Origin of the sequence: Allorhizocola rhizosphaerae (assembly GCF_003426775.1) — a bacterium.
Lineage (GTDB): Bacteria > Actinomycetota > Actinomycetes > Mycobacteriales > Micromonosporaceae > Allorhizocola > Allorhizocola rhizosphaerae.
The window spans coordinates 1-23,360 of the sequence record NZ_QJUG01000067.1 but is presented as its reverse complement, the minus strand read 5'-3'; the positions used below and the strand labels follow the sequence as shown (position 1 = coordinate 23,360).

Sequence of the window (23,360 nt, the reverse complement as noted above, 5' to 3'; positions counted from 1 at the left end):
CTATGTACGAATTGCGTACTTCCCTGGGTGATCAGCCGCTGGACCGGGATCACAAATCGTGTGCGTTCCTGCTGGTGAACTGGCAGGATCGCGGGATGCCACCGTCCACGCCTGCTCATTCCGCTACCGGGCTGACGACATCGCATGATCTTGTCATGGGTCACACGGTATACGCGTGCGTCGTGGGCTCCCGGGCGTATGGCCTGGCCCAGGCTGAGTCGGATACAGACCGTCGTGGTGTCTATCTGGCGCCTACCGAGCTGTTCTGGGGTTTGGATAAGCCACCGTCGCATGTGGACGGGCCTGCCGAGGAGCAGTTTTCATGGGAGCTGGAGCGCTGCTGTGACCTGGCGTTGCAGGCCAATCCGACGGTGCTGGAGTGTCTCTGGTCGCCCATCGTTGAGCAGATCACACCGGTGGGTAGCGAGCTGCTGGAGCTGAGGCAGGCGTTCCTGTCCCGCAGGGTGGCTCAATCCTATGGTGGCTACGCGCGTGACCAGTTTCAGCGGCTTGAGGCTTCCCGCCGCAAGAGCAACAGGGTCAAGTGGAAGCAGGCTATGCACATGCTGCGGCTGCTGCTTGCCGGAGCGCACGTGCTCAGGACCGGGCAGATCCTGGTCGATGTCAGCGATCACCGCGAGGATCTTCTGGTGGTCAAGCGCGGTGAACGTTCGTGGGAGGAGATCCAGCAATGGTCCTCCCTATTGGAGGATCAGCTGCGTGACGCTGCCGGGAAAACGATGCTCCCGGACGAGCCGGACCGTAACACTGTCAACGATTTCCTGATCAGGACCCGCCGTGCCCAACTCTGACGACCTGCCCGGCTGGCTACACACCATCGTCGGCGAGCAGCCATATCCGCTGGTGTTCGCCACGATTTCCGGCGCGCACCTGTATGGGTTCGCCTCGGTCGACTCCGACGTGGACATGCGCGGCGTGCACGTCCTGCCCGCCGAACAGGTAGTGGGGCTGAGTCACGGCGAAGACACGTTGCAGCACATGGGAACACGCGACGGCGTGGAGCTTGATCTCGTCACCCATGACCTGCTCAAGTTCTGCCGGCTTCTGCTGAAGAACAACGGCTATGTGGCCGAGCAACTGCTCTCGCCGCTCGTTGTGGCCACCTCGCCGCTGCATCAACAGTTGGTGGCGCTGGCACCACAGTTCTTGACTCGCCATCACGCCCACCATTACCTCGGGTTCGCCGCCACGCAGTGGAAGCTGTTCGAGCGCAACGGTGAACTGAAACCGGCCCTATACACGTTGCGGGTGCTGCTAACCGGCATTCACCTGATGCACACCGGCCAGATCTTGTGTGACTTGCGCCTGCTCTGGCACGAACACGATCTGCCCTTTGTACCGGAGCTGATCGCCGCCAAGCGGGAAGGCGAACACCGCCAGCTCGCCGACATCGTGGCGGCAGAGCGGCTAGCCGCCGCGGTTACCCGGCTGCGTGGCACTCTGGAGCAGGCCGCCGTTGATACGAGCTTGCCCGACCGGGCCACGGCCTACGACACGCTGCACGACCTGATCGTCCACGCACGCCTCGCGCCGTTCAAGACGGACGGCCAAAAGGGGAAGTAGATGACCCACGTGGCCGAAGACAACGATGGCAACAGAGAAGCGCTGTTGCATGCGATCATCCAGGCGCTGGAGGACTTGTGGAACAGCGGCTGCCCGGTCCCTGTACCGGGAAACCGGCAACGGCTGGCGGCCATCGGGCTCCGCCGCTGGCGCAACATCGAACGCCGTCACCGTAAACCGCAGCGTTTGACACACGCGGACCGTATCCGGGATCTGACCAGGGGTCTGATCGAGGCGTGTGAGCCAGAGCCAGCCCTTGTTGGTCCGCTCGCCCGCGATTACGAGTGTGCCGCCGAGGCTATTGCCTATTCCATCGGCGCCGCCCCGCGATCAGCCGTTGCTGCCAGCCATCACGGCAGCCCGGCAGGCGAATCCGCTTCGGCGCAACCCACGCGGCTCCTCCCGCCCGACTTGAACGGGGATAACACCATGAAGACGGTCACGCTCTGGCGTCCCACCGGCCCGCAGGAACTGGAGCTGGTACGCCAGTCCGGGTGGCGTTACTGGCCACCCCGGCTCCCGGATCAGCCGATCTTCTACCCGGTGCTCAACGAGCAATATGCCATCATGATCGCCCGGGATTGGAACGTTCCCGCGTCCGGCGTTGGATATGTCACGCGCTTCGAGGTCGACGTCGAGTTCGTTGCCCGGTACCCAGTCCAGCAGGCAGGCGGGCGCGACATCCTCGAATTGTGGGTGCCGGCCGAGGAACTCGATGAGTTCAACCGGCACATTGTCGGCCTCATCGAGGTAGTACACGAATTCCGGCCCACACCGCCACAGGACGAGCGCCATGGCTGACCAGTCAAAGGTGTTCCGGGATCGGCAGATCACCGTTCATCATTTCGCTGGTAACGCTCTGGTCGTGTGTCCACGCTGCGGCCAGCCCGCCCGGGTGTTCACCGCTGACGGCAGCGAAAACTTCTACCAGGCCCGGCAGTGGCGTGTGGTCTGCCGGTCCTGCGGCTTCCACCGAGATAAGACGGCACGTTGCCTGACCATTTACACCGGCAGGCGTGGCACTGTGGGCGACCCGGTGTTCGGGTTGCCGCTGTGGCTTCAGAAGACGTGCTGCGGCGGGAATCTCTTGTGGGCCTACAACCTCGACCATCTGTCCTTTGTGGAATCCTACATCGCCGCCACCATCCGTGAACGTTCCGACGCTGTCCGCATGGGCGAGGGATACCGGCGGCGGATGTCGATGGTCGCCAAGCTCCCCGCGTGGCTCAAATCAGCGCGTCACCGCGACGAAGTCCTGAAAACCATCCAGAAACTCAAGCGCAGCCTGGTTACTTCACAACGGGCCTGATTTAACGAGGGGGATATCCCGATGCCGGGCATGACGTTCACCTGGACGCTCAGCGGCCATGGCTGGGCCGACTGCCTGGTAGCCGACGATCAAACTCAAGCGGAGGCGACCGCCTCGTACATCACCCTGGCGCCGAACGATCTGCTGGAAGCCGTCACCCGCATCGTCGCTATGCCCGGCGAAACACGCGCTCAGTTCGAGGCGGAGCCGACCATTTTCCGCTGGATCTTCTTCCGCGAAGGCGACCACGTCTGGATTCAGATGCTTCAAATGCCCGATCGCCAACGGCACGACAAGGCCGGTATCCAGCTGTGGAGTAGCTGGCAAACCGTCGACACGCTGGCCCGCGCCATCATCCGGGGGTTCGACACGGTCGCATCAGAACGCGGCGAAAGCCGCTATCAGGATAAATGGGGACACCCGTTTCCTCGCACTGAGCTGGAGAAGCTGAGGGCCGTGTGGCGGCAGTATCAGTCCGGTGGCAGCAGCGAGGGCTGAGAGTTATCTCGCTGGCGAATGCAGCCTCGGTCCGCCTAGGGTGGCCGGGAGTTTCAGCAGCGTGTAGCTCAATTAGGCAGAGCACCGGGCTTCGGACCCGGAGGGTGCGGGGGCAGTGCCCGCCACGCTGGCGATGAGCAACAACGAAACCCCTCCGATTGGGCTCGGCTACGCGGCCGGGCAGCTCGCCGCTGCGCTAGTGACCGCGGCCACACACGAAGACGCCGCCACCCGGCGACGCGCCGGCCAACGCGTGCAGCGGTGGCACAGCGTGCTGGCAGGCATGACGGATGGCACTGTGACCGTTGGCTCCCGTACCCCGGTAGCTGGGCTGCCTGCGTGGGTGACACCAGAGGTCGTCCGGGGCGGCTTCGCCACCGGAGCCGCAGCCGCCGGTGGGCCGCTGCGTGACCATGAGCTGGCCGTCATCGAGCGGATGGGTTTGCCATCGCAACGCAGCGCGCTGTTCGCCTACTACCTGTCCGAGCCGGGCATGACCGAGCTATACGCAATCCTGGATTCCGGCAGGTACCGCATCGAGGTACCGGAAGAGGCAGCGCTGCCGGCAGTGGCGTGGCTGCTACGGGCCGACGACCGTGATCGTGCCACCGAGCTGGTGGACACCCTGCTGCCCTACGCTGGCCAGCTACGTTTCGCGCCAGCATCAGCTGATGAACGAGCGGGCGATCCGGAGATCGTGTGGCGGGAAACCGCCGGTCACGTCCGTCAGACCCTGACCGCCAAGAAGCCCAATCCGCGCATCGAGTCGATGCGCGAAGCACTCACGGTGTGGAACCCGTTCGCCGACGACCTGCTTGCCCTGTGGTGCCAAAGCGCCGATGACACCGGCCGCGTCGGCTACCAGTTTCCGCCCGGCTGGAAAAATCAGGCCGTCGCACTGCTGGACCGATACCGGCGCCTCGCCGCCACCCACACCTGGTGCTCGAAACATCGCAAGCCCAAAGAGAACATGGCAATCCTGCGCGGCGCGCTGGAAAAGTATGTCGCCGGCACCGGGATCGGCTCACGGGAAGCCAGACTGCTACAGCATGCCGTCGACTCGATGCTGCGCCGCCGCGGCCCGATCGGCTCGGACGCTCACACCGCGCTTCGTGAGCGGCAAGCCGCCGACGCCGCCCGGCCCACCCACCAGGCTCTCGCCGTTCTCGTGGCCGGGCGGGTTGCCGCACAACCAGCTGAGACCGGCATAGCTGACACAGCGCAGGCCATCGCCTCCGTCGCATCGGATGAGGCAGCCGAGACAGGTCTGCCGCCGGGAGCCGCAATCCCGCCATCGATCGCCCGGGTGGTGCGCCGAGCGCAGGCCGGCACCCCAGAGGAACTCATCGCGGCAGGTGTGATCGGATCAGCAGAAGTGCTGGCCACCCTCGTGCCACAGCTTTCCGCTGCCACGATCGCGGTCAGCTACCCCGATCCAGCGCTGCAAACCCTTGCCGCAGCACACTACCGGGCGTTCCGCAACCGGCGCTCGCTCCTGCTGCTAAACCTGGAACATCAAGTCCGCATACACGAGCTGCCGTGGATACAGGCCCTCAACAGGCATCGCCGCATCGCCGGCACGGCCAACAAGCACGCGGCACACACGTTGCGCCGCCTCGGCGGCCTGGTCCTCAACGGTTTCCCGGCCACCGTGCTGCCCAACCCCATGATCACCGAACTCGCAACGCTTTCCAAGCAAGCGAACATCGAACTGCCATGGGTCGAGGAACTGGCCGCCGACATTTTCATGGGCACCTTCTCAGCCAAGTTCCTGCACGCCGCGAAGACCGCTGCCGAACTGCTGCACGGCAGCCTGTACGAGCGCTACTACGGCATCGACTACGCAGCAGTGTCTGCCATTGACGACACCCGCCGCAGGTGGCGGATTGCCCGCACCTCGACCACGTTCGACGCTCTCTGCCACGACCGGGCCAGCAACCCGACCAGCCGATACTCGGTGGCAGCCAACGGAATGGTCATCGAGCAGGCCCAGATTCTGACCACACACAACCTCGCCACGCTCGTCGCCAAAGCCGATGTCACACCGGCCAAGGGCTGGGACAGCCTCGCTCAGCAATGTCTCAACCGGATAGTGGAATTGGCCAGGCAGCTCGACCATAACCCGCGACCGCTGCGCACCGTCAAAGATCTCGCGTACGCGTGGCGGCACATGCTGTTCTATCTGTCGCAAACCGCCCCGGCCATCCAGCGGCGGTTCGTGACCGACGCGCAAAGTTCCTTGAATTCTCAGGCCGATCATGTTCAGCTACGGCTTCAACCCGCCCTCGACGGCCTCAGCCACATCCTCGACGGCGGTTCCTTCGATCAATCCGGCACCGCCGGAACAGCCCGCCGGTTACTGGGATGGTCCACAAACGGTCACTGGCTCCTGCAACCCAACCGGCCGGCCAAGGGGTAGGCAAAAGGAAGCGCCGCAACACTTTTGCCAATTGCTGGTCTTCGCCAGGAGGCGGCAGGCGAGCCGTCAGGTGTTGACTCGCCTGCCGACCGCTCACCAGCGGCTCGGGGGTCGGTACACCAGGCCGAGTGCTTCGGCGCCGTTCTTGCTCCCGCCGATCATTTCCGCCGACAATTTTGGATCGGCGTTTCGCAATGAATCAATGACGTGGGTGGCCAGAGTCTGAGGATCGCGGTCCGCGACGTCGATCACCACGCCGAACTGGACCGACGGCTCGTCAAACGACACCCGGGTCGCGGGATACATGAAAGTCAGCCGTGCGCTGTCGTAGTCCTGCAACCAGGCCGTGCACCAGCCCGGCGAACAGTCCCACCGGCCCAGAATCGCGGGGTCGGCGCGCAGCTGGCCGGCCACGAGCCGGGCTACCGTCCTGGCTGGCCACTCCCAGCTGTAGTCCTGCTCGGCCCGCGCGACCTCGTCGTCGTACTCCACGGCGTTGAACCGGACCTCTGGCGGCAGGCAGTCCGGGGAACTCGTCCCTGTTGCCGACAATCGCCAGTCCTTCCAGACAACCTCCGGTCCCTGGCGCACGATCGTGACGTACAGTCCGCCGCAGCATCCTTCCGTGCAGTACGCTTCGGCGAGCCTGATCTGTCTGGGTTCGCTGGCTGCCTGGAGTCGCCCGCTGCCCACCAGCAGTTCTGGACTCTCAGCTGGGCCCTTATTGAAAGCTGCGGCAACCACGGGCACACCATCGATCACGATCCTAGCCTCGACCTGGGGAAAGCCGGCAGGTACGGGGTCGGGCACCACGATCCGCACGGCGAACCCGGTCTTCGGCACATCGTCGCGGGTGATCTGGTTGACAACCCAGGCCGCTCGCCTTGCCTCGACAGGATCGCCAGCCGACGCGGCACTGCGACGCAGCACCTTCATCCATGCCGGTGAAGTCAGCACACTGAGTATCTCGGCGACTAAGCCGTGGCGAAGCTCGCCAGCAACCGGTGCCGCCTGGCCAGTCCTCACGTCCTCGGCCACCATCGCCAGCAGTGCGGCGCGTGGCACGGTGGCGGGCCGCTGGGACGCTACGGTCACCCAACGCTGATAGACGGCAAGCGCGTTCTCGTACCGGCCGATCTCGGACTGGTAGTTGCGCGTACTGGTCATGGCCAGCAGAAGATTCCCGGCCTGATCCCACAAATCATCGGCCACCTCGGGGCGGTCGAGCATCGCCGCTAAATCTTGCCGTTCAGCGACTTTCCGGGCGAGGTCGCCGGAAAGTAGGTCCCGGGGCGTGGACAGCACCCACTCGCGCACCTGCGCATCAGAGTGCTCCGCCAGCGCCTCGACTGCGACGATCCGAGTGAAGCTCCGCGACCGCTCCGCCAGCCAGATCAGATCCAACTCAGCTCCGCCAATGCCGGCCAGTACCTCTGCGGCAAGCTGATCGACTGCGCGTAGCAGCCCGATGACCCTGATGAGAGGCGCATCCTGTAGCTCAGCATTACCCCGCATTAGGCCAAGCCCCACCATGACCGCACGCCGGTTGGTGCCGTGACGCACGAGCCACCGGCTGGCCTCACGCAACCGCGGTGAAGGCTCGGGAGCCAGTTCCTCGACGAGGACCTGCTTCACATCCCGAGCGTGGAAGGTCATCTGCGCACATAGGTCGTGTAAGTCCTGTGCCGACGCGTCTGGATTCTCGATGAACTGACGCAATACAGCAGAAGGGGCACGTAGACGTTCTTGATGCGGAACACGGTGGTCATCGCAGGTGTCCGGGAACGGATGTCCTCCACCAGGCAGCGGCTCGTCCGGCGCCAAACGATGCAAACGCAATGCGTGTTCGTACAAGGAAACCGGGCGGTCGAGCGCCTCGCGCTCGTATACCTCGCTCACCGGAGGAACAGGGACTCGATTCTCTTTGACATGGCGGGAACCTTACATGTCGGCGAGCAATTTGGCGATGGTCTTCCTCCCACATTGACCATCAGACCCACCCGCCGTTAAATCGATGATCTTCTTGGTGCGGAGAAGCGGCCCTGAAGACGCACCAATCAAACTGAGCACCACCGTACGTATCCTCGGCGACCGCCGACACTCGAAGCCAGCCGACGAAACAAACGACTAGCAAAAATGCCGATGCGGTGGCGGGGGCATGATCCCCCGGCACCGCAGTCAAGTGTCCTTTCGTTGCTTCAGGCAGCGGGCAAGATCGACGTTTCCGCTTGGCTCCGGCGCAACCGCACAGTGGAATGATCACCTGTCCATGCGCGCCAGCACCCTCCCCTGGTGTCTCCGCGCCGGGGAGGCGATGATACTGATCATGCGCTTGCTCGTTCTCGGTGGAACGCTGTTTCTGGGTCGCACGGTGGTCGAGGCTGCGCTCCGACGCGGCTGGCACGTCACCACCTTCAACCGAGGGCAATCTGGCGCCGACGTGCCCGGCGTGCAGGCTCTCCGCGGCGACCGGACGAACCCTACCGACATGCGACACCTCGCCGAGTCCGGCGCATGGGAAGCGGTAGTCGACATGTGCGGATACGTGCCACAACAAGTGCTCGGTGGCGCACGTTTGCTGCAACCTGTCTGCGACAGCTGCGTCTTTGTGTCCACCGTCAGCGTCTACGAGGGCTGGCCGGCCGAACCACTGTCCGAAGCCGCACGCGTCCTTGATTGCCCGGCCGACGCCGACGAAGACTTTGGGCCGCCCGATGTTGAGGACGGCCCCACCCGCTACGGACGGCTTAAGGCGGGCTGCGAACGCGCCGTGCTGGAAACCTTCGGGGCGGAGCGAACCATCAACGTGCGACCGGGCGTCGTCCTCGGCCCCGGCGAGTACGTTGGCCGACTGCCTTGGTGGCTGCGACGTATCGCCGCTGGCGGTCACGTGCTGGCTCCCGGAGCACGCGACCGAAGCATCCAGCCGGTGGACGTGCGCGACGTTGCCAACTTCGTCCTGGATAGCCTGGTGGCAGGGACCGCAGGAACGTTCAACATCACCGCACCGATCGGCCGGGACACCTTCGCTGACCTGCTCAACGCGTGCAAGAAGGTCACGGACTCGAACGCGGAGCTGGTCTGGGTGCCAGATGATCTACTCCGCGCACACGGTGTCAGGCAATGGTCCGAGCTACCGCTGTGGCGGACCCACCGCGGCGTATGGCAGGTCGACTCTACGGCTGCCCATTCCAACGGCCTGAAATGTCGGCCCCTCCTGGAAACCGTTGCTGCGACCTGGGAATGGCTGTCCACAACGGACCAGGCATTGATCAATGAACGCTCCACTGAGATCGGCCTATCGCGGCAACGCGAAAGCGACATACTTGCTTCACTGGCCTAGCGATCACTGACCGCGCGTTGCTGGTGATGCGCCCACTGAGTAATCCGGTCATCGAGCTGTTGCGCAAGCGCACTCCGCCGGTACTGAGGCTCGCGCAATTGGTTCTGGACCGCTGAGAGCCTGCCGGCAATCGTGGAGATCCGATGAGTGACAGGTAGTCCGAAGATCGGCTCCATCGCCATGCCGGCGCCGTCAAGGTCGCCAGCGAGCACAAGCGCAGCCGCAAGGTCAACCCGCGCGCCATTGACCGGCGCCCAGGGCCGCAGTGCTGTCGGAAGAGCGTGGTACGCGTCAAGCGCCTCGCGCAGATGGCGCTGAGCCAAGACGCCATCGCCAAAATGCAGCCATGCCGCCCCGGCACATGCAGACGCCCTAGCACGATCGAACCGGAACTCTCCGCCGATTTCGTCTTGAAGGAAGCCGCCGCCGGCCTCCCCTGGGTAATGACGGACGGCTTGCGACATGGCGTCTTCGGTAGCCCTCCGATTCCCAAGTAGGGCATGGGAGCGTGCCGCAATATGGTTCAGGCGATACAGGCTCACAGAGCTGGACGCTCCGGATCGGGCCTGCTCAATGTGGCCGAGTGCCCTTTCTGGCTGGTTCCGCCAGTTGGATAGTGTTGCCAAAAGACCTAGCGCCCACACCTCGGCTTCTGCATGTCCTGAAATACCGGCCAGAGTTCGTGCAGCGCGGGCCAACCCCGCCGCAGTGTTGGGGTGAGCGAGGTCAAAAGCGGCCGATGACATCAATAGGCTGCACAAAGATGCAATCAGATAGACATCAGCAAGGTCGTTCGGTCGTCGTGTCTTGGCTGAGAGATCGAATGCCAAGTCACGCAGTTGCCGTGCAAGAGCGAAGGTCTGCCATCTATGGTGACCCGCGTAGTCGCGCGCAATATACCTGACCTGCTCGAACAGGTCGGTCGTCGTTTCCGCGGCCAACCCCAGCGCTGCTCCTGCGGCGAAGACAAGCGCTTCGTCGGCGGACTGATCGAGAGACTCCCGGCCGTCCAATCGCAACCGCAGAACAACGCTATCTTGTCCGTGCTCAGCCGACGCGTCCGATGTGGGCCTGCCTTCCGGCTCACGGAACTCGGTAACCCGCTTCGCCTCAGTCGGCTCCGCTACCTGCACCCGATGAGTGCGTGTCAAAGCCTGTAGGTCGTCATAGCCGCGGACCAGCCCGCCGCCCGCTCGGAGCACCTGGTCACAACGCACCCAGAAATCCCGAGCGCTAACTTGGCGACCTACCTCGGTGTTGGCGATCGAGCTGCGCGACACGATGAGCTCTCTCGCAAGATCCTTTTGGCGGTATCCCGCAGCCTGCCGCAACGCCGCGAGCTTCCGTCCAAGTGACCTTCTCGCTTCCGCAATGTCATGCGCCGTAATCATTTGGCCACTCCTGCCGTAATCCCTCGATTCTGATCGTTATAACTAGTAGGCGGGCGATGACGATAGGTATAGCGTGACGAGCCATGGTCATCCTGTCGAGCTCTGGGCCGGGCAGGGTCTGGTACGTCAACGGACGGTGGTGGCTAGGGCGGGAATCACCGAGTCCGGCCGCGATCCGGCAGTGACATGGTGCTGGCGGTAGTGGGCCTCCACGTCGCGAACTCGCTCGTAGGCCTGGATGAGGTTGCCGTCAGCACGAAGAAGCTCGTCGCATCTCTCCCAAAAGTCCTTCGCACTGACCTGGTGGCCGATCTCGGTGTTGGCGATGCTGCTACGCGACAGGTGCACCGCGTTGGCGAGGTCTTCTTGCCGCAGTCCTGCCGCTTTGCTCAGCGCGGCGAGCTGAGCGCCAAGCGCCCGCTTGGCCTGTCGGATGTCTTGCGGCGTGATCACCTCGCCTCCTTGGCTGGTTGCCCGTGTCAATGCCATGTCAATTGTGGCTGTCGGCCCTGACCGACATCGTGTGCGCTGACTTTAACTCACAATGCGGGTCCGGTTCTCCGACAGCACGGCAGGTGAGCTGAATTCAGTTTCCGGGCCGCAGATACGTCATGGCCGATCATGAACATGAGGGCAGGGAGCATCAGGTGACTCGATCATTGATTGTCGACACGCATGCCAGCAGCTGCTACTTTCGCACGTCGGTTGGCGGTGTAGGCCGGAAGGCGCTGGTGCAGATCACCGAGCGGTGCAACCTGCATTGCGCCCACTGTTTCGTGTCCTCGACCGCTGTGGGCGGTGACATGCCGCTGGACATCTTCGTTGACGTGGTGTTGCCGCAGCTTATGCGTGCGCGGGTGCAGCGGGTGACGCTGACTGGTGGGGAGCCGTTTGTCCACCCGAACGTGCTGGAGTTCTGCGCGGCGGTGGTGGGTGCGGGCCTGCCGGTGGGGGTGTGCACCAACGCAACCCAGATCACCGATGAGCAGATCGCCTACCTGGCGGAGTTGGGCAACGTGCACGTCAACGTGTCCTTCGACGGCTTTCGGGCCGAGTCTCATGGCAAGTTCCGTGGTGACCGCTCGTCGTTTGCCGCGACGGTGGCGACCACGCGCAAGTTCGCACAGGCCAGGCTTTTGCAGGGCCTGTTGTCGACCCCGAACGCGTTGACGGAGCCGGGTGAGTTCGCGGATCTGTGCGAGTTCGCCGCCGAGGTGGGCGCCAGGTATGTGCTGATGAATCCGCTGTCGTCGTTCGGGCGGGGGGTGAAAAGTCAGGGCCGGCTGGCTGCGCCGCAGGAGGCCATGAGGGCGATCCAGGCAGTGACGCAGCGGTTCGCCGACCGGCTCGACATGGTGTATATCCGCTTCCCGAACCACGGCAAGCCGTTGGGCGGCTGCGATGCCGGGAAGCTGATCTATGTGTTTGTGGACGGTCAGGTGGCGGTCTGCCCGTACCTGGTGTTCGCCGCACGGACGCCGCAGTCGCGTCACCCGGACACCGACTTCCTGGTCGGCAACATCATCGACAGTGGCGTTGCCGAGTCGTTGGATGCCTACGACTTTCATGCCCGGTTCCCGATGGGCGGCAATCCGACGTGCGGCTCGTGCCAGATGGCCTCCGGGTGCGGCAAGGGCTGCCCCGCCGCTGTGGTCGCGGCGGGTGAGCGCATCGGCGCTGTGGATGCCGAGCAATGCCCGGTCGCCGAAGGACGACAACTCCTCCCATTGGCAGCGGTTCGGTCGTGACCAGCCTGTTTATCGCGGTCGAGGGTCCCAACGGGGTCGGCAAGACCACGGTCGCGGGCCGGTTAGCCGCGCGGCTGCAGGCCCGCACGGGTCGGGAGACGCACGTGACCAGCGAGCCCTCTGACACGCCGTTGGGGCGCCTGCTGCGCCGGTCGGAGGCGGTGCTGCACGGCCGGGCACTCGCGCTCGCGCTGGCCGCAGACCGCAGCGCCCACGTCGAGGAAGAGGATCATTCCGAGGCTGGACTCGGGCAGCCATGTGGTCACCGACCGCTACGTGCCGTCCTCCTTGGTGCTTCAGGCACTGGACGGGTTGGACCTGCCGGAGATCTGGAGTTACAACCGCTACGTCATGCCCGCGATCACGTTCTACCTGGAGGAGGACCCTGAGGTGATCGCCGGCCGGTTGGCGGCGCGTGAGTCGCTGACTCGGCTGGAGCAGGTCGGCAATCCGCGGCAAGAGCTGGAGCTGTACCGGCGGGCGATGGCGTTCCTGGGAGGTGAAACGTGGCGTCAGCACGTCATCGACTGCCAGGGGAAGAACCCGGAGCAGGTGGTCGCCGGTATCGTCGACCTGCTCGACACCGACAACCGCGGTCAGCCAATCGAGTGAGGCCATAAGGGGATGCTGTCGCTGCTGACGCTGAACATCCAGGCACCAGCCTTGTCTCGTGCCCGCGACCTGCTGGCATGGCTGGATACCCGCGATGACGACCTGGTGATCCTGACCGAGACCAGCGCTGGGGAGGGCACTGCTCATCTGCTTGAGCAGTGCCGGCGGGCGGGTATGGCGGTGCTGCATACACCGCATCCCGGCGAGCGCGGCGTGGCCTTGCTCGCCCGGGTTCCAGTGACCGCGCGACCCGAGTTGCTGGCCGGCGTGAGCATTCCCGGCCGCGCTGTGGCCGCCACTGTCGACATCGACACGCCGTTCACCGTGATCGGCGTGTACGTGCCCTCCAGCGACCGTGCCCCGGACAAGGTGACACGCAAACGCGTGTTCGTCAGCACGTTCCTGGACGCGATTGCGCGGCTTCCGGAAGCGCAGCGGCACCGCCTGGTCCTCGGCGGGGACTACAACGTCATCGCTCGCGACCACCGACCGGCCTATCGCGGATTCCTGCCCTTCGAGTACGAGATGCTCGACAGACTGCACGAGTACGGCTTGGCGGATGCGCACGAGCACTGCTGTCCGGGAGTTCAGGCACATAGCTGGATCGGCCGTACCAGCAACGGCTACAGGTTTGACTATGTCCACATCGGCGCAGCGCTCGTGGACCGGCTGACCGGCTGCGATTACCTTCACCAGCCGCGGGAACTGAAACTGTCCGACCATGCGGCTGTCGCCGTGGGGCTGGACATGGCGCCGCTTCGCCGTCTTGAGCTGGATCCAGCGGGTCTGACCGGGACGGGAACGCTGTTCTAAACGCCGAGTAGTTGGGCGCGGATGAGCGAGTCGTAGGTGTCGGTGGTGCGCTGCACCGGCACACCCAAGGACATGACGAACTCGTCGAGGCGTCGCTGCGTCGCCAGACCGGACTCGGTAATTGGTACGAGCTGCTCGACTTCCAGGAACCCACCGGCGTGCTGGACGTCGTCCACGCACAACGACAGACCATCGAGCACACCGGTGCGGCGCGTCTTGACGATGCGGATCGTGGGCCTAAAACCCATGGCCAGCAACGCTTGATGCATCTGATCCCGATCGGCCACCAGGCTCTCGTGCTCCCGGCAGGCCATCTCGTTGTCGACCGGCACCTTCACAGTGAACAGGTGCCGGCCTGCCTCGGTGCGCAGACGCGCGAACGGCACGCCCACCTTCGACTGGCCGTAATCCCAATGTGCGGGCGCGTATGCCTGGTCGTCCTGCGTGATCGGGTCGGACAAGACCACGCCGCGTAAGGCCAGGGCGTCCAGCAGCGGCTCCAGCCGCGCGACACGGTATTTGACCTCGATCTCCTGGACCCCAGCGAGGGTGCTCGGCGACTCTTGCACGCCTGGCAGCCTAACGCCCGGCCGGACGGTATTGGGCGTCCACACCGGGTCACCGGTTCGGTGCCGAGTCAATGGCGTGTCAGCGCTGTGTCTGACCTACATGTCAGCGCCCGCCGACATGGTCATATCCGCAGTCCCCTACCCGTATCAGCAGCAATACCTGTGCGGACGATCCAACAGGGGTAGACCGCCATGGCAGACATGCACGCACCGCAGCTGTCACCTACCGGCGTTGCGGACCGCAGCCAGTCCCTGACCCGTGCAGAGGCGGTCGCGATCTGGCGCACACACCGGCCCGACCGGGCCTGCATCGAATGGGGCTGGCGCTGGCCGCCAATCAGTTCGCCGCCCACGGTGCACGGCCTGCGCGGTGGCGCGGCCATGCCCACCGATTCTGACCCCGGACGATCACCTGGACTAGAACCATCCGGCTCCGCTTGGTGACTACGGACAGCGATGTCAATGAATTGTCAGCACTAACGAAGATCGCTAGCCGACATCGATGAGCCGCTGTTTAGGTGATGAACGCCGCCGTGACCGGACGCTGCTCAGACGGCGGTGCCCAGTCCACAAAAGGGGTGGCACCACGAAAACCCAATGTCGTTTGTGCACCGCGCCTGTTGCCGGAGGGAGGCCAGATTCTCGTGTTCGCGCTCGCGGACGACTTCTACTGGCTTTCCCACCATGACGGCACAGGCAAGCCCCGGCTGCACGCCAGGGCCATCGAGCTGGGTTGCGCTGCCGCGTTACTGGCCGAGCTGATCAGCAGCAGGCACATCGGCGTGGAAGACGACCGGATCACGGTGCTGGATAGCCGTCCACCGGCGGACGCGTTGATGCATCTGATCCTCGACCAGGTGATTGCTGAGGCGGCACGCGCCCATTCGATCCGGACATGGTTGGCGTTTCTTGGCCAGCATGCCCCCGGGCAGATCGCGATGCGGCTCCTGCGCGCCGGCCACGTACACATGGAGGCGCAACGCAAGCTCGGCCGCCAGGTAGGCGTGCTGTATGTGCCGGTGGATGTCAACGTCGCTGCCTGGCCGTGGGCGATGCTGTCGCAGCATCTGCGCCGTCACGAGCCGCTGGAGTACGAGCCGCTGTGCCTGGCCGGTCTGGCACTGGCATCCGGCCTGCACACATACCTGCTCGACGGCGCCCCCGCCGAGACCTTCGACTACCTCAACCGCTCTGTGCGCACCCTCTGGACTCCGATGCGGGCACTGCTGTTTCACACGCATGCCGCTATCGGTGATGCGGTGCTCGCGCACCGCACCTGAAACATCAACCCCTCTCATTCCCCGGGAGTTCCTTCGTGACCACAACAAAGCCAGTGCGGACCAGCAACGTGGCCAACACGTTGGCGCGCAGCCGTCTGGGCACCGCCTCGGTGGTGTTCTTCGTGATGGCCGCCGCCGCACCGTTGACCGTCACCGCGGGTGGCGCCACGTCCGGCTTCGCGATTACCGGCAGCACCGGCATCCCGATCGCCTACCTGGCCGTCGCGGCGATCTTGGCCGTGTTCGCGGTCGGGTATGTGGCGATGTCGCGCCACGTGGTCAACGCGGGCGCGTTCTACAGCTACATCAGCCAGGGCTTGGGCAGGCCCGCTGGCGTCGCCGCCGCCTTCATCGCGGTCCTGGCCTACAACGCCATGCAGATCGGCCTGTACGGAGGATTCGGCGCCGTCCTGTCCGGCTTCCTCGACCAGCGGTTCGGGGTCTCGGTGGCGTGGTGGCTGTGCGCACTGGCCGGATGGGCTATGGTCGCCGTGCTCGGCGTGCTGCGGGTCGACATCAACGGCCGTGTGCTGGCCATCATGCTGCTGGCCGAGATCGCCATCGCCGCGCTGTTCGCCGTCGTCATGGTCGCCCACCCGGCCGAAGGCGGCATCACCTTCTCCACCCTGTCACCGGGCTTCCTGTTCTCGGCCTGGATCGGCGCGGCACTGGTCACCGCCGTCACCGGGTTCGTCGGGTTCGAGGCAACCGTGGTGTTCAGCGAAGAAACCCGCGACCCCAAGCGCACCATCGCCCGAGCCACCTACATCGCCGTCGCCGTCACCGGTGCGCTGTACGGCCTGTCGGCGTGGGCACTCACCATCGCCACCGGCCCAGACAACATCGTCGCCGCCGCGCAGGAACACTCCACCGAACTGATCTTCACTCTCGTGCAGCCGCACGTCGGCCAGTTCGTCGTCGACCTCGGGCACATGCTGTTCATCACCAGCCTGTTCGCCGCGCTGCTGTCCTTCCACCACACCGTGGGCCGGTATCTGTTCTCCCTCGGCCGCGAACACGTCCAACCCGGCGGGCTGGGCAACACCAGCCGCCGCACCGGTGCCCCCAAAGCGGGTTCGATCACCCAGAGCGTCCTCGCATTCGTCGTCCTGGTCGGCTTTGCGTTGGCTAGAGCCGACCCGATCGTGCACCTGTTCTTCTGGGTCACCGTCACCGGTGGTCTCGGCGTGCTGATCCTCATGACCCTCACCTCCGCCGCCGTCGTCTGCTTCTTCGCCCGCGACCGGCGCGGCGAGCCGTTGTGGCACCGCATCGCCGCACCCGTCCTGGCGACCGTGGCACTGGGCGGGGTGCTGTACCTGACCGTCGACCAGTTCGCGATCCTGCTCGGCGTTGACCCGGCCTCCCCGCTGCGGTGGGCGTTCCCGGCCTCGTTCGCCTTCGCCGCCGTGCTTGGGCTGATCTGGGCGGGGTTGCTGAAGACATGGCGGCCCGACGTCTACGACACGATCGGGCTCGGCGCGAACGCCGCCCCGGCCGCCAACCCGTTCGCCGACGCCGCACCGATGGCGGAGAGCCGGTCATGACCAGCATGCTTTCCGAGGCCGAAATCGATCGGGCACAACCGGCCGACGTCGAGTATGTGTCGCGGCTGCTGGCCGACGCGTTCCTGATCTCCCCGGTCGGTGATTGGCCGATCCCCGATGTAGCGGTACGCCGCCGGATCTACGTCAAGTACTTCGCCATCTTCGTTCTCCACGGCCTGTGCCACGGGATCATCGGGCTGAACCGGCAGCGCACCGGCGTGGCGATCTGGTACCCGCGCGCAGCGGACACACCCGGCCCGGCCAACTACGACGCGCAGCTGGCCGCCGCATGCGGCCCGTGGACCGACCGGTTCCAGCTGCTCGACGCCACCTTCGCCGAGCGGCATCCCACCGAGTTCCATCATCACCTGGCCTTCCTCGGCGTCTCGCTGGCCGAACAGAGCAAGGGTGTGGGCAGCAGCCTGCTGAAGCACCACCACGCGTTCCTTGACCGGGTGGGCATCCCGGCCTACCTGGAAGCCTCCACCATCCGCAGCCGGAACCTGTACCTGCGCCACGGCTACCACGCCGCAGAGCCTTTCCACCTTCCCGATGACGGCCCGCCACTCTGGCCGATGCGACGCAACCCACGCCAGCGATCCCGAAAAGACAGATACCACGATGACCCGCACCAACCACGCCCCGCCCAGGGCCGAACCGCAACCGCTGGCAAGCGTCGGCGCTGGATCGCGCCCGCTGATACCACCTCCCGCCCGTCATTCGCGGCCACCACAGTCGACCGATCCCGCACCCGCAGCACAAACCAGTCTCGGGTTCACCACGTGCCGAGAATCAATGGTCATGCGATAGGGCCCCGACGCTTCCAACAAATAGCAATCACAAACTAGGAAAGGACAACGGAAAGTGAGCAAGCACGGAGTCGAGCGCAGAACGGGAAAAGTCGACGAGATGCTAGGCGAGGTACTCGTGGGATCGGACGCTGCCGTGGCCACCGTTGCCAAGGCGATTTGCGACGTCAACGAGACTTTCGCCGTCCACGCCGCCTGGACCGAGGAGCGCTTCGAGACGGTGGACGACCGCCTGGTCAGCCTGGCGCGAATCCAGGTCATGGCGTCCAGCAAAGTCGAGATGCAGATCGCCGGGATCGACTCGCGCATTCGCGGATTCGAGGCAAGCCAGTCGGGAATGCGGCAGACCTTGTCCAAATTGGAGCACAACCATGCAGTCCTCATGCAGGATCACGCAGCCATGTGCCAGAAGGTCGAGCGCCTGGAACTGGGTCAGGAGGCATTGCAGCAAGGATTGGCGGCGCTCGTCGAAACGATGCGAGGGTTGACGGTTCGGGTGGGTGAGGTGTTGGCGCATGCAATCTCCGAAGAGTTGAAACACCATGTGACCAGGCCGACCGACTAGCTGTGCGCGCGGAATGCGAAACGATGTGCTGTGCTGCCTGGCGCCAATCGTTGCGGTGAGCTGAAGCAGTGCATCTGATTGGGCTTGGGGTTAGGCCACAACCCCAAGCAGCCCGCCTTGCTAACTCAACATAGTTGAGTTAGCATCAGGCGCTCCCCTAGATTGAAAGGCCTGACCTGATGAGCAAGTTTGAGAAACTTGCCGCCGACATCCGGCGTCAGATCCAAGCCGGACAGCTCAAACCGGGTGATCGCCTGCCATCCGTCGCCAAACTCTGCGAGGAACATGGCGTGAGCTACGGCACGGTCCGCGCCGCGATGCTCATTCTCAAGGTGGAGAAGCTTATAGTCGGCCGTCCCGGCGACGCCCTTTATGTCCGCGAGGAGGTCGACAGGATCTTAGCCTGAATCCGTGGACTGATCGGCGTGTGCAGTCGGTGAGCGGTATGGAGATGTGATGAGAGTGCCTGTCGTGCTGGGATAATCAGGTTTGTCTAGGACCTTGATCAGGCCGGCTTGGAAGGCACTCTCGGTGCAAGCATTTCATGTCCGGCGCGCGGACGGCGCGGTGTTCGATGAGGACAATCTTGTGTCGCACGCGGGTCTGGTCCCGCTGCTGGAACTGGCCGAGCAGACCGGCTTGTCGCGGCTGCTGGGCGAGCATGTGCGGTTCATCAGTGTGAGGTGCCACCCCTGATCCGGACACCCTGAAGTCCAGACATTGTCTTGGGGAAGGATGTCCTGGTGGCAGGTAAGTCGAAGCATCCGGAGCAGTTCCGGCGGGACGCGGTGGCGCTGGTGCTTTCTGGTCGTGGTACCCGGGAAGTGGCTCGTGAGCTGGGGGTTCATTATGCGACGTTGCAGTCGTGGGTGACCAAGGAGCGTCAGGTCCGGCAGGTTGGTCGCGGCGGGTCGGTTGTCGACGATAGGGATGCCGAGGTTCGTGAGCTGCGAAAGCGGGTCGCTGAGCTGGAGACGGAGGAGGAGATTCTCCGCAAGGCAGCCGCCTATTTTGCCAAGGAGATGGGTCGATGACCTACCGCTACCGGTTCATCTCCGAGCACCGCGCCGCGTACGGCGTCAAGCGGTTGTGCCGGCTGTTGGGTGTACGCCGTCAGGGCTTCTACGAGTATCTGGCCGCAGAGCCGGCACGGGCGCGGCGGGAGGCAGCCGACGACGAGCTCGCCGACCGGATCGCCGGAATCCATGTGGCGCACCGGAAAGCGTACGGTGCCAGGCGTGTCACGGTGCAGTTGCGTCGCGACGGGCGGCGGGTCAACCGCAAGCGGGTGGAGCGGATCATGCGCCAGCGTGGGATCGTCGGGTTGACTCGCAGGCGGCGCCGGTCGTTGACCGTAACGGAGGCTGGCGTCGTAGCCGCGCCGGACCTGCTGTGCCGCGACTTCGGCGCTGCCCGGCCGGGTGAGGTGTTTGTCGGCGACATCACCTATCTGCCCACCGTGCAGGGGTGGCTGTACCTGGCCACCGTCATCGACCTGTGCACCCGCGAGGTCGTCGGGCACGCGATGGCCGAGCACATGCGCGCTGATCTGGTCTGCGAGGCGATCGAGGTAGCCGCAGCCCGTGGGCTGACCCGCCCCGGCGCAATCTTCCACTCCGACAAGGGATCGCAAGGTGAATTCAACTGGTCGTCGCAACACCTCGAGGTGGAGGTGGGGTATGGGCAGGCCAGCAGCGTGGATGAAGGCGTTGACGGCAGGTCGGCGATGAAGTCGCCGGGGGCGCCGTCGCTTCGGCGGGATGTCGAGCGCCTCTTTTGGCGTGAGATCGCGAAAGGGCTCACCAGTGAGAACGCTGCGATCGCGGTCGGCGTGTCGCAGGCGGCCGGAAGCCGCTGGTTCCGGGAACGTGGTGGCATGCCGTCATTCATGCTTTCCCCGCTCACAGGCCGGTACCTATCGTTCGAGGAACGTGAGGAGATCGCCTTGCTGAAAGCGCAAGGTGTTGGGGTCAGGGAGATCGCCCGCCGGACAGGTCGTGATCCCTCGACGATTTCCCGAGAGTTGCGCCGCAATGCGGCGACGCGGGGAGGCAAGCTCGACTACCGGGCGTCGGTTGCGCAGTGGAAAGCCGAGCTGCTCGCACGGCGACCCAAGACGGCCAAGCTCGTCACCAACGATCGGTTGCGTGAGTACGTGCAGGAGCGCCTGGCGGGCCAGGTCCGCCGCCCTGACGGGAAACCTGTGCCCGGACCGGCTGCGGCCCAATGGAAAGGCCGCAACAAGCCACGGCGTGAGGACCGGCGATGGGCGAGCGCGTGGAGTCCAGAGCAGATTTCGCAACGATTGAAGGTTGATTTCCCGGATGATGAGTCCATGCGCATCTCGCATGAGGCGATCTATCAGGCGCTCTACGTTCAAAGTCGCGGCGCCCTCAAACGTGAACTTGTTGCCTGCCTGCGAACCGGGCGCGCGTTACGTGTTCCCAGGGCCCGCGCCCGCCAGCGCGCAACCGGACACGTGACGCCCGAAGTGATGATCAGTGAACGGCCGGCAGAGGTGGAGGACCGCGCTGTGCCAGGCCACTGGGAGGGAGACCTCATCATCGGCCTGGACAAATCCGCCATCGGCACACTCGTCGAGCGCACGACCCGTTTCACGATGCTGCTGCACCTACCACGCATGGAAGGCTATGGCGTCGAGTCACGCGTCAAGAACGGCCCGGCCCTGGCCGGCCACGGCGCCGAGGCTGTCCGCGACGCGATCGCCACAACGATCACCACCCTGCCTGACCAACTCCGTCAGACCTTGACCTGGGACCGTGGCAAGGAACTCGCCCAGCATGCTCAGCTGACGATCCACACCGGTGTCCAGGTCTACTTCGCCGACCCGCACAGCCCATGGCAACGCGGTACCAACGAAAACACCAATGGCCTTCTGCGCCAATACTTTCCCAAAGGCACCGACCTGACCCGCTGGACCCGCAACGACCTCGACGCCGTAGCAGCCACGCTCAACAGCAGGCCCCGCAAGACACTCGGCTGGAGGACACCCGCCGAAGCCATGAACGAACAGCTATTATCGATCTAATACAGAATGTTGCGACGACCGGTTGAACCCGGGCAGTACACCTCGACCCAGTTCGGGGCCACGCTGACCAGGGCGCGGCTGCGGCCCTCCACGGGCCGGACCGGTTCGTGTTACGACAACGCCGCTGCGGAAAGCTGGTTCGCCACCTTGAAAACCGAGATTGGCACCAGAGTCTGGACCGACAGAACCGTTGCCCGTCAAGATGTTCTGAACTATCTCACCTACTACAACCGGCAGCGTCTACACTCGACATTGGGCTACCGCACACCGTACGAGGCGCGGATCGGATATCGTCACAACCTCACCCTCGTTGCATGAAGATCCGGTGTCCGGTCAACGGGTGGCACTTCACAGGACACCTCGTCGTGGTCATCAGCCACATGCGCGCGGTCGCCCAACATGTTCCGGCCCTACTGCGCGTCACCAAAACCACCGCGGGCAGCACTGTCCGATGGGCGACTGAGGTCGAACTCGCTGACCTCGCCGATTAAGCCTACATCGGCGGTCTGCATCAATGACGGATCTATCGGATTTCCGCCTCTGTTTCAGCTCGGTGGTGACGGACGAGAGACGACACCTGTCTAAATTGGACGGCAGTGTCAACGACGGCTGAATTCTGGATCTGACCCGCTTTCCGTGAAAGTTGTTGACCCTGCTAGGTTCTCACGATGCGAGCAGGACTCGTTTGCGGAGCAGGTCAAAGTTGGCGCGGCCGTACATCTGCCTTTTGATCATCTTAAAAGTTACGTGGAATCTGAACCGGCCCCGGGGAATGATCTCCGGGGCTTTCTACGTGACTAAGGAGATGTGTTGGACCGCAAGCAGATGGAGGACAGGTGGCCGGTCCTGGGCCGGCATGAGCGGGCGGCTGAGTGGCTGCTTGTGTGGGTTGACCTGGGACGGGCGCCACGCACGATCGATGCTTATGCCCGTGGCCTGGCCGAGTACCTGCAGATGTGCGAGCAGGATGGCGTTGATCCGGTGACGGCGACCAGGGCTCATATCGCCGCGTATGTGCGTGAGCTGACCAGCCGGCCGAGCCGTCACGGAGCCAACGTGGTATCCCTTGATTCGGCTGCTGGGTTGGCGAACGCGACATTGCAGCAGAGGCTGGTCCCGGTCAGGTTGTTCTACGACTTCCTTATGGAGGAAGGCCTTCGAGCGTCCAATCCGGTCGGTCGTGGCCGTTACACTCCCGGGCGGCGGTTCGGCGGGCAGCAACGTGCACTGGTGCCGCGGCTGAGCAAACTGCCGTGGATCCCCACCGAGCAGCAGTGGCTCGATGTGCTCGCCGTGGCCGCCCGGGAGCCGGTGCGTAACCGGGTGATGCTGGCCCTGGCCTACGATGCGGGCCTGCGCCGCGAGGAGCTGTGTTCCCTTCGAACCGACGATCTGGATCCCGCGCACCGAACCTTGCGGGTGCGGGCGGAGACCACGAAGAACCGGCGGGAGCGAGTGGTGCCGTACTCGGCGGCCACTTCCGTTGTCCTGTCAGGATATCTGGCGCATCGCGCGACCATCAGCCGTGCCCGGGGACCGCTGTTTCTGTCCGAGTCGCGCCGCAACCACGCCCAGCCGCTGACGCTGTGGACCTGGTCGAAGGTAGTGCGCCGCATCGCCATAGCCGCAGGGGTGCAACGGTTCTCGACACATACCATGCGGCACTTGTGCCTGACCGATCTAGGGCGTGTTTAAGAAGTGGTCTTCGCTGCTGGAATCGTTGATTACGACTCGGCAGAGCGTGTGTGTCGTGATTGGACAATAAGAGAGATCTCCGGTAGATGAGTCGTCGACCAAGGCGACCGTCACCACCGGAGATCTCGT

General features: G+C 64.5%; 24 protein-coding genes, 1 tRNA gene and 3 pseudogenes. 24 read left to right on the top strand and 4 right to left on the bottom strand.

Annotated features, from left to right (window positions below; translation table 11 throughout):
• Positions 1-155: 155 nt before the first annotated feature.
• The 7 genes from DM816_RS16585 (at position 156) to DM816_RS16555 (ending at position 5,810) form a co-directional block, all read left to right on the top strand.
• Complete coding sequence (locus DM816_RS16585) at positions 156-812, top strand: nucleotidyltransferase domain-containing protein (RefSeq protein ID WP_246001990.1); 657 nt, start codon at positions 156-158, stop codon at positions 810-812.
• Positions 799-1,584: a nucleotidyltransferase domain-containing protein gene (locus tag DM816_RS16580; protein ID WP_425455246.1), complete on the top strand. Its 786-nt coding sequence runs from the start codon at positions 799-801 to the stop codon at positions 1,582-1,584. The genes DM816_RS16585 and DM816_RS16580 overlap by 14 nt, the downstream gene beginning before the upstream one ends.
• Before the next feature lie 429 nt (positions 1,585-2,013).
• Entirely contained in the window at positions 2,014-2,385 is a 372-nt protein-coding gene (locus DM816_RS16575) for an ADP-ribosylation/crystallin J1 (protein ID WP_117211151.1), read from the top strand.
• A 10-nt stretch (positions 2,386-2,395) separates the two neighbouring features.
• Positions 2,396-2,893: a hypothetical protein gene (locus DM816_RS16570; RefSeq protein WP_211588739.1), complete on the top strand. Its 498-nt coding sequence runs from the start codon at positions 2,396-2,398 to the stop codon at positions 2,891-2,893.
• Positions 2,894-2,923: 30 nt separating this feature from the next.
• Entirely contained in the window at positions 2,924-3,391 is a 468-nt protein-coding gene (locus tag DM816_RS16565) for a hypothetical protein (protein WP_211588738.1), read from the top strand.
• A gap of 57 nt (positions 3,392-3,448) precedes the next feature.
• Positions 3,449-3,522 (top strand) — tRNA-Arg (locus tag DM816_RS16560).
• Positions 3,507-5,810 carry a hypothetical protein gene (locus DM816_RS16555; protein ID WP_211588737.1) on the top strand — a complete coding sequence of 768 codons (2,304 nt, stop codon included), beginning with the start codon at positions 3,507-3,509 and terminating at the stop codon, positions 5,808-5,810. The genes DM816_RS16560 and DM816_RS16555 overlap by 16 nt, the downstream gene beginning before the upstream one ends.
• A 93-nt stretch (positions 5,811-5,903) precedes the next feature.
• On the opposite strand, the gene DM816_RS43805 is transcribed toward DM816_RS16555, so the two are convergent.
• The gene (locus DM816_RS43805) at positions 5,904-7,709 is read right to left on the bottom strand and encodes a hypothetical protein (RefSeq protein WP_211588736.1); all 1,806 of its coding nucleotides are present in this window, start codon (positions 7,707-7,709) and stop codon (positions 5,904-5,906) included.
• 427 nt (positions 7,710-8,136) lie between these two features.
• On the opposite strand from DM816_RS43805, the gene DM816_RS16545 reads away from it, so the two are divergent.
• Positions 8,137-9,153 (top strand): NAD-dependent epimerase/dehydratase family protein, encoded by a 1,017-nt coding sequence (locus DM816_RS16545; RefSeq protein ID WP_117211148.1) that lies wholly within the window; start codon positions 8,137-8,139, stop codon positions 9,151-9,153.
• Here the strand turns inward: DM816_RS16545 and DM816_RS16540 are convergent.
• Complete coding sequence (locus DM816_RS16540) at positions 9,150-10,544, bottom strand: helix-turn-helix domain-containing protein (protein ID WP_117211133.1); 1,395 nt, start codon at positions 10,542-10,544, stop codon at positions 9,150-9,152. The genes DM816_RS16545 and DM816_RS16540 overlap by 4 nt on opposite strands.
• Before the next feature lie 126 nt (positions 10,545-10,670).
• Complete coding sequence (locus tag DM816_RS16535) at positions 10,671-10,997, bottom strand: helix-turn-helix domain-containing protein (protein ID WP_162907543.1); 327 nt, start codon at positions 10,995-10,997, stop codon at positions 10,671-10,673.
• Between the two features lie 194 nt (positions 10,998-11,191).
• Between DM816_RS16535 and DM816_RS44535 the strand changes: the two genes are divergently transcribed.
• From DM816_RS44535 to DM816_RS16515, 4 genes and pseudogenes are all read left to right on the top strand, one after another.
• On the top strand, positions 11,192-12,292 hold the full coding sequence (locus DM816_RS44535) for a radical SAM protein (RefSeq protein WP_117211147.1): 1,101 nt from the start codon (positions 11,192-11,194) through the stop codon (positions 12,290-12,292).
• A pseudogene (locus DM816_RS45820) lies at positions 12,238-12,504 on the top strand (dTMP kinase); the annotation flags it as partial. The gene DM816_RS44535 and the pseudogene DM816_RS45820, both read left to right, overlap by 55 nt.
• Positions 12,413-12,904, top strand: coding sequence for a dTMP kinase (locus DM816_RS16520; protein WP_342768715.1), 492 nt, complete (start codon positions 12,413-12,415; stop codon positions 12,902-12,904). The pseudogene DM816_RS45820 and the gene DM816_RS16520, both read left to right, overlap by 92 nt.
• A gap of 12 nt (positions 12,905-12,916) precedes the next feature.
• Positions 12,917-13,717 carry an endonuclease/exonuclease/phosphatase family protein gene (locus DM816_RS16515; RefSeq protein ID WP_117211129.1) on the top strand — a complete coding sequence of 267 codons (801 nt, stop codon included), beginning with the start codon at positions 12,917-12,919 and terminating at the stop codon, positions 13,715-13,717.
• On the opposite strand, the gene DM816_RS16510 is transcribed toward DM816_RS16515, so the two are convergent.
• Positions 13,714-14,286: a class IV adenylate cyclase gene (locus DM816_RS16510; protein ID WP_117211128.1), complete on the bottom strand. Its 573-nt coding sequence runs from the start codon at positions 14,284-14,286 to the stop codon at positions 13,714-13,716. The genes DM816_RS16515 and DM816_RS16510 overlap by 4 nt on opposite strands.
• Before the next feature lie 521 nt (positions 14,287-14,807).
• On the opposite strand from DM816_RS16510, the gene DM816_RS16505 reads away from it, so the two are divergent.
• The 12 genes and pseudogenes from DM816_RS16505 (at position 14,808) to DM816_RS16465 (ending at position 23,231) form a co-directional block, all read left to right on the top strand.
• Entirely contained in the window at positions 14,808-15,566 is a 759-nt protein-coding gene (locus DM816_RS16505) for a GOLPH3/VPS74 family protein (RefSeq protein WP_117211127.1), read from the top strand.
• A gap of 35 nt (positions 15,567-15,601) precedes the next feature.
• On the top strand, positions 15,602-17,113 hold the full coding sequence (locus DM816_RS16500) for an APC family permease (protein ID WP_281274335.1): 1,512 nt from the start codon (positions 15,602-15,604) through the stop codon (positions 17,111-17,113).
• Positions 17,110-17,961, top strand: a complete 852-nt coding sequence (locus DM816_RS16495; RefSeq protein WP_211588734.1) for a GNAT family N-acetyltransferase — start codon at positions 17,110-17,112, stop codon at positions 17,959-17,961. Before DM816_RS16500 ends, DM816_RS16495 begins: the two co-directional genes overlap by 4 nt.
• 16 nt (positions 17,962-17,977) lie before the next feature.
• Entirely contained in the window at positions 17,978-18,487 is a 510-nt protein-coding gene (locus DM816_RS16490; protein WP_117211126.1) for a hypothetical protein, read from the top strand.
• 179 nt (positions 18,488-18,666) lie between these two features.
• Positions 18,667-18,894 (top strand): winged helix-turn-helix domain-containing protein, encoded by a 228-nt coding sequence (locus tag DM816_RS16485; protein ID WP_117211125.1) that lies wholly within the window; start codon positions 18,667-18,669, stop codon positions 18,892-18,894.
• Between the two features lie 124 nt (positions 18,895-19,018).
• Positions 19,019-19,183 carry a hypothetical protein gene (locus DM816_RS42620; protein ID WP_162907536.1) on the top strand — a complete coding sequence of 55 codons (165 nt, stop codon included), beginning with the start codon at positions 19,019-19,021 and terminating at the stop codon, positions 19,181-19,183.
• 47 nt (positions 19,184-19,230) lie between these two features.
• The gene (locus DM816_RS16480) at positions 19,231-19,521 is read left to right on the top strand and encodes a transposase (RefSeq protein WP_162907541.1); all 291 of its coding nucleotides are present in this window, start codon (positions 19,231-19,233) and stop codon (positions 19,519-19,521) included.
• Positions 19,518-20,108 (top strand): annotated as a pseudogene (locus tag DM816_RS44530) (IS3 family transposase); the annotation flags it as partial. The gene DM816_RS16480 and the pseudogene DM816_RS44530, both read left to right, overlap by 4 nt.
• 105 nt (positions 20,109-20,213) lie before the next feature.
• Positions 20,214-21,562: pseudogene (locus DM816_RS16475) on the top strand (IS30 family transposase).
• On the top strand, positions 21,543-21,854 hold the full coding sequence (locus DM816_RS45815; RefSeq protein WP_117211122.1) for an integrase core domain-containing protein: 312 nt from the start codon (positions 21,543-21,545) through the stop codon (positions 21,852-21,854). The pseudogene DM816_RS16475 and the gene DM816_RS45815 overlap by 20 nt, the downstream one beginning before the upstream one ends.
• The gene (locus tag DM816_RS42615; protein WP_162907539.1) at positions 21,851-22,027 is read left to right on the top strand and encodes a hypothetical protein; all 177 of its coding nucleotides are present in this window, start codon (positions 21,851-21,853) and stop codon (positions 22,025-22,027) included. The genes DM816_RS45815 and DM816_RS42615 overlap by 4 nt, the downstream gene beginning before the upstream one ends.
• A gap of 319 nt (positions 22,028-22,346) precedes the next feature.
• A complete protein-coding gene (locus DM816_RS16465) occupies positions 22,347-23,231 on the top strand; it encodes a tyrosine-type recombinase/integrase (protein WP_211588733.1) in 885 nt (294 codons plus the stop codon).
• The last annotated feature ends 129 nt before the right edge of the window (positions 23,232-23,360 follow it).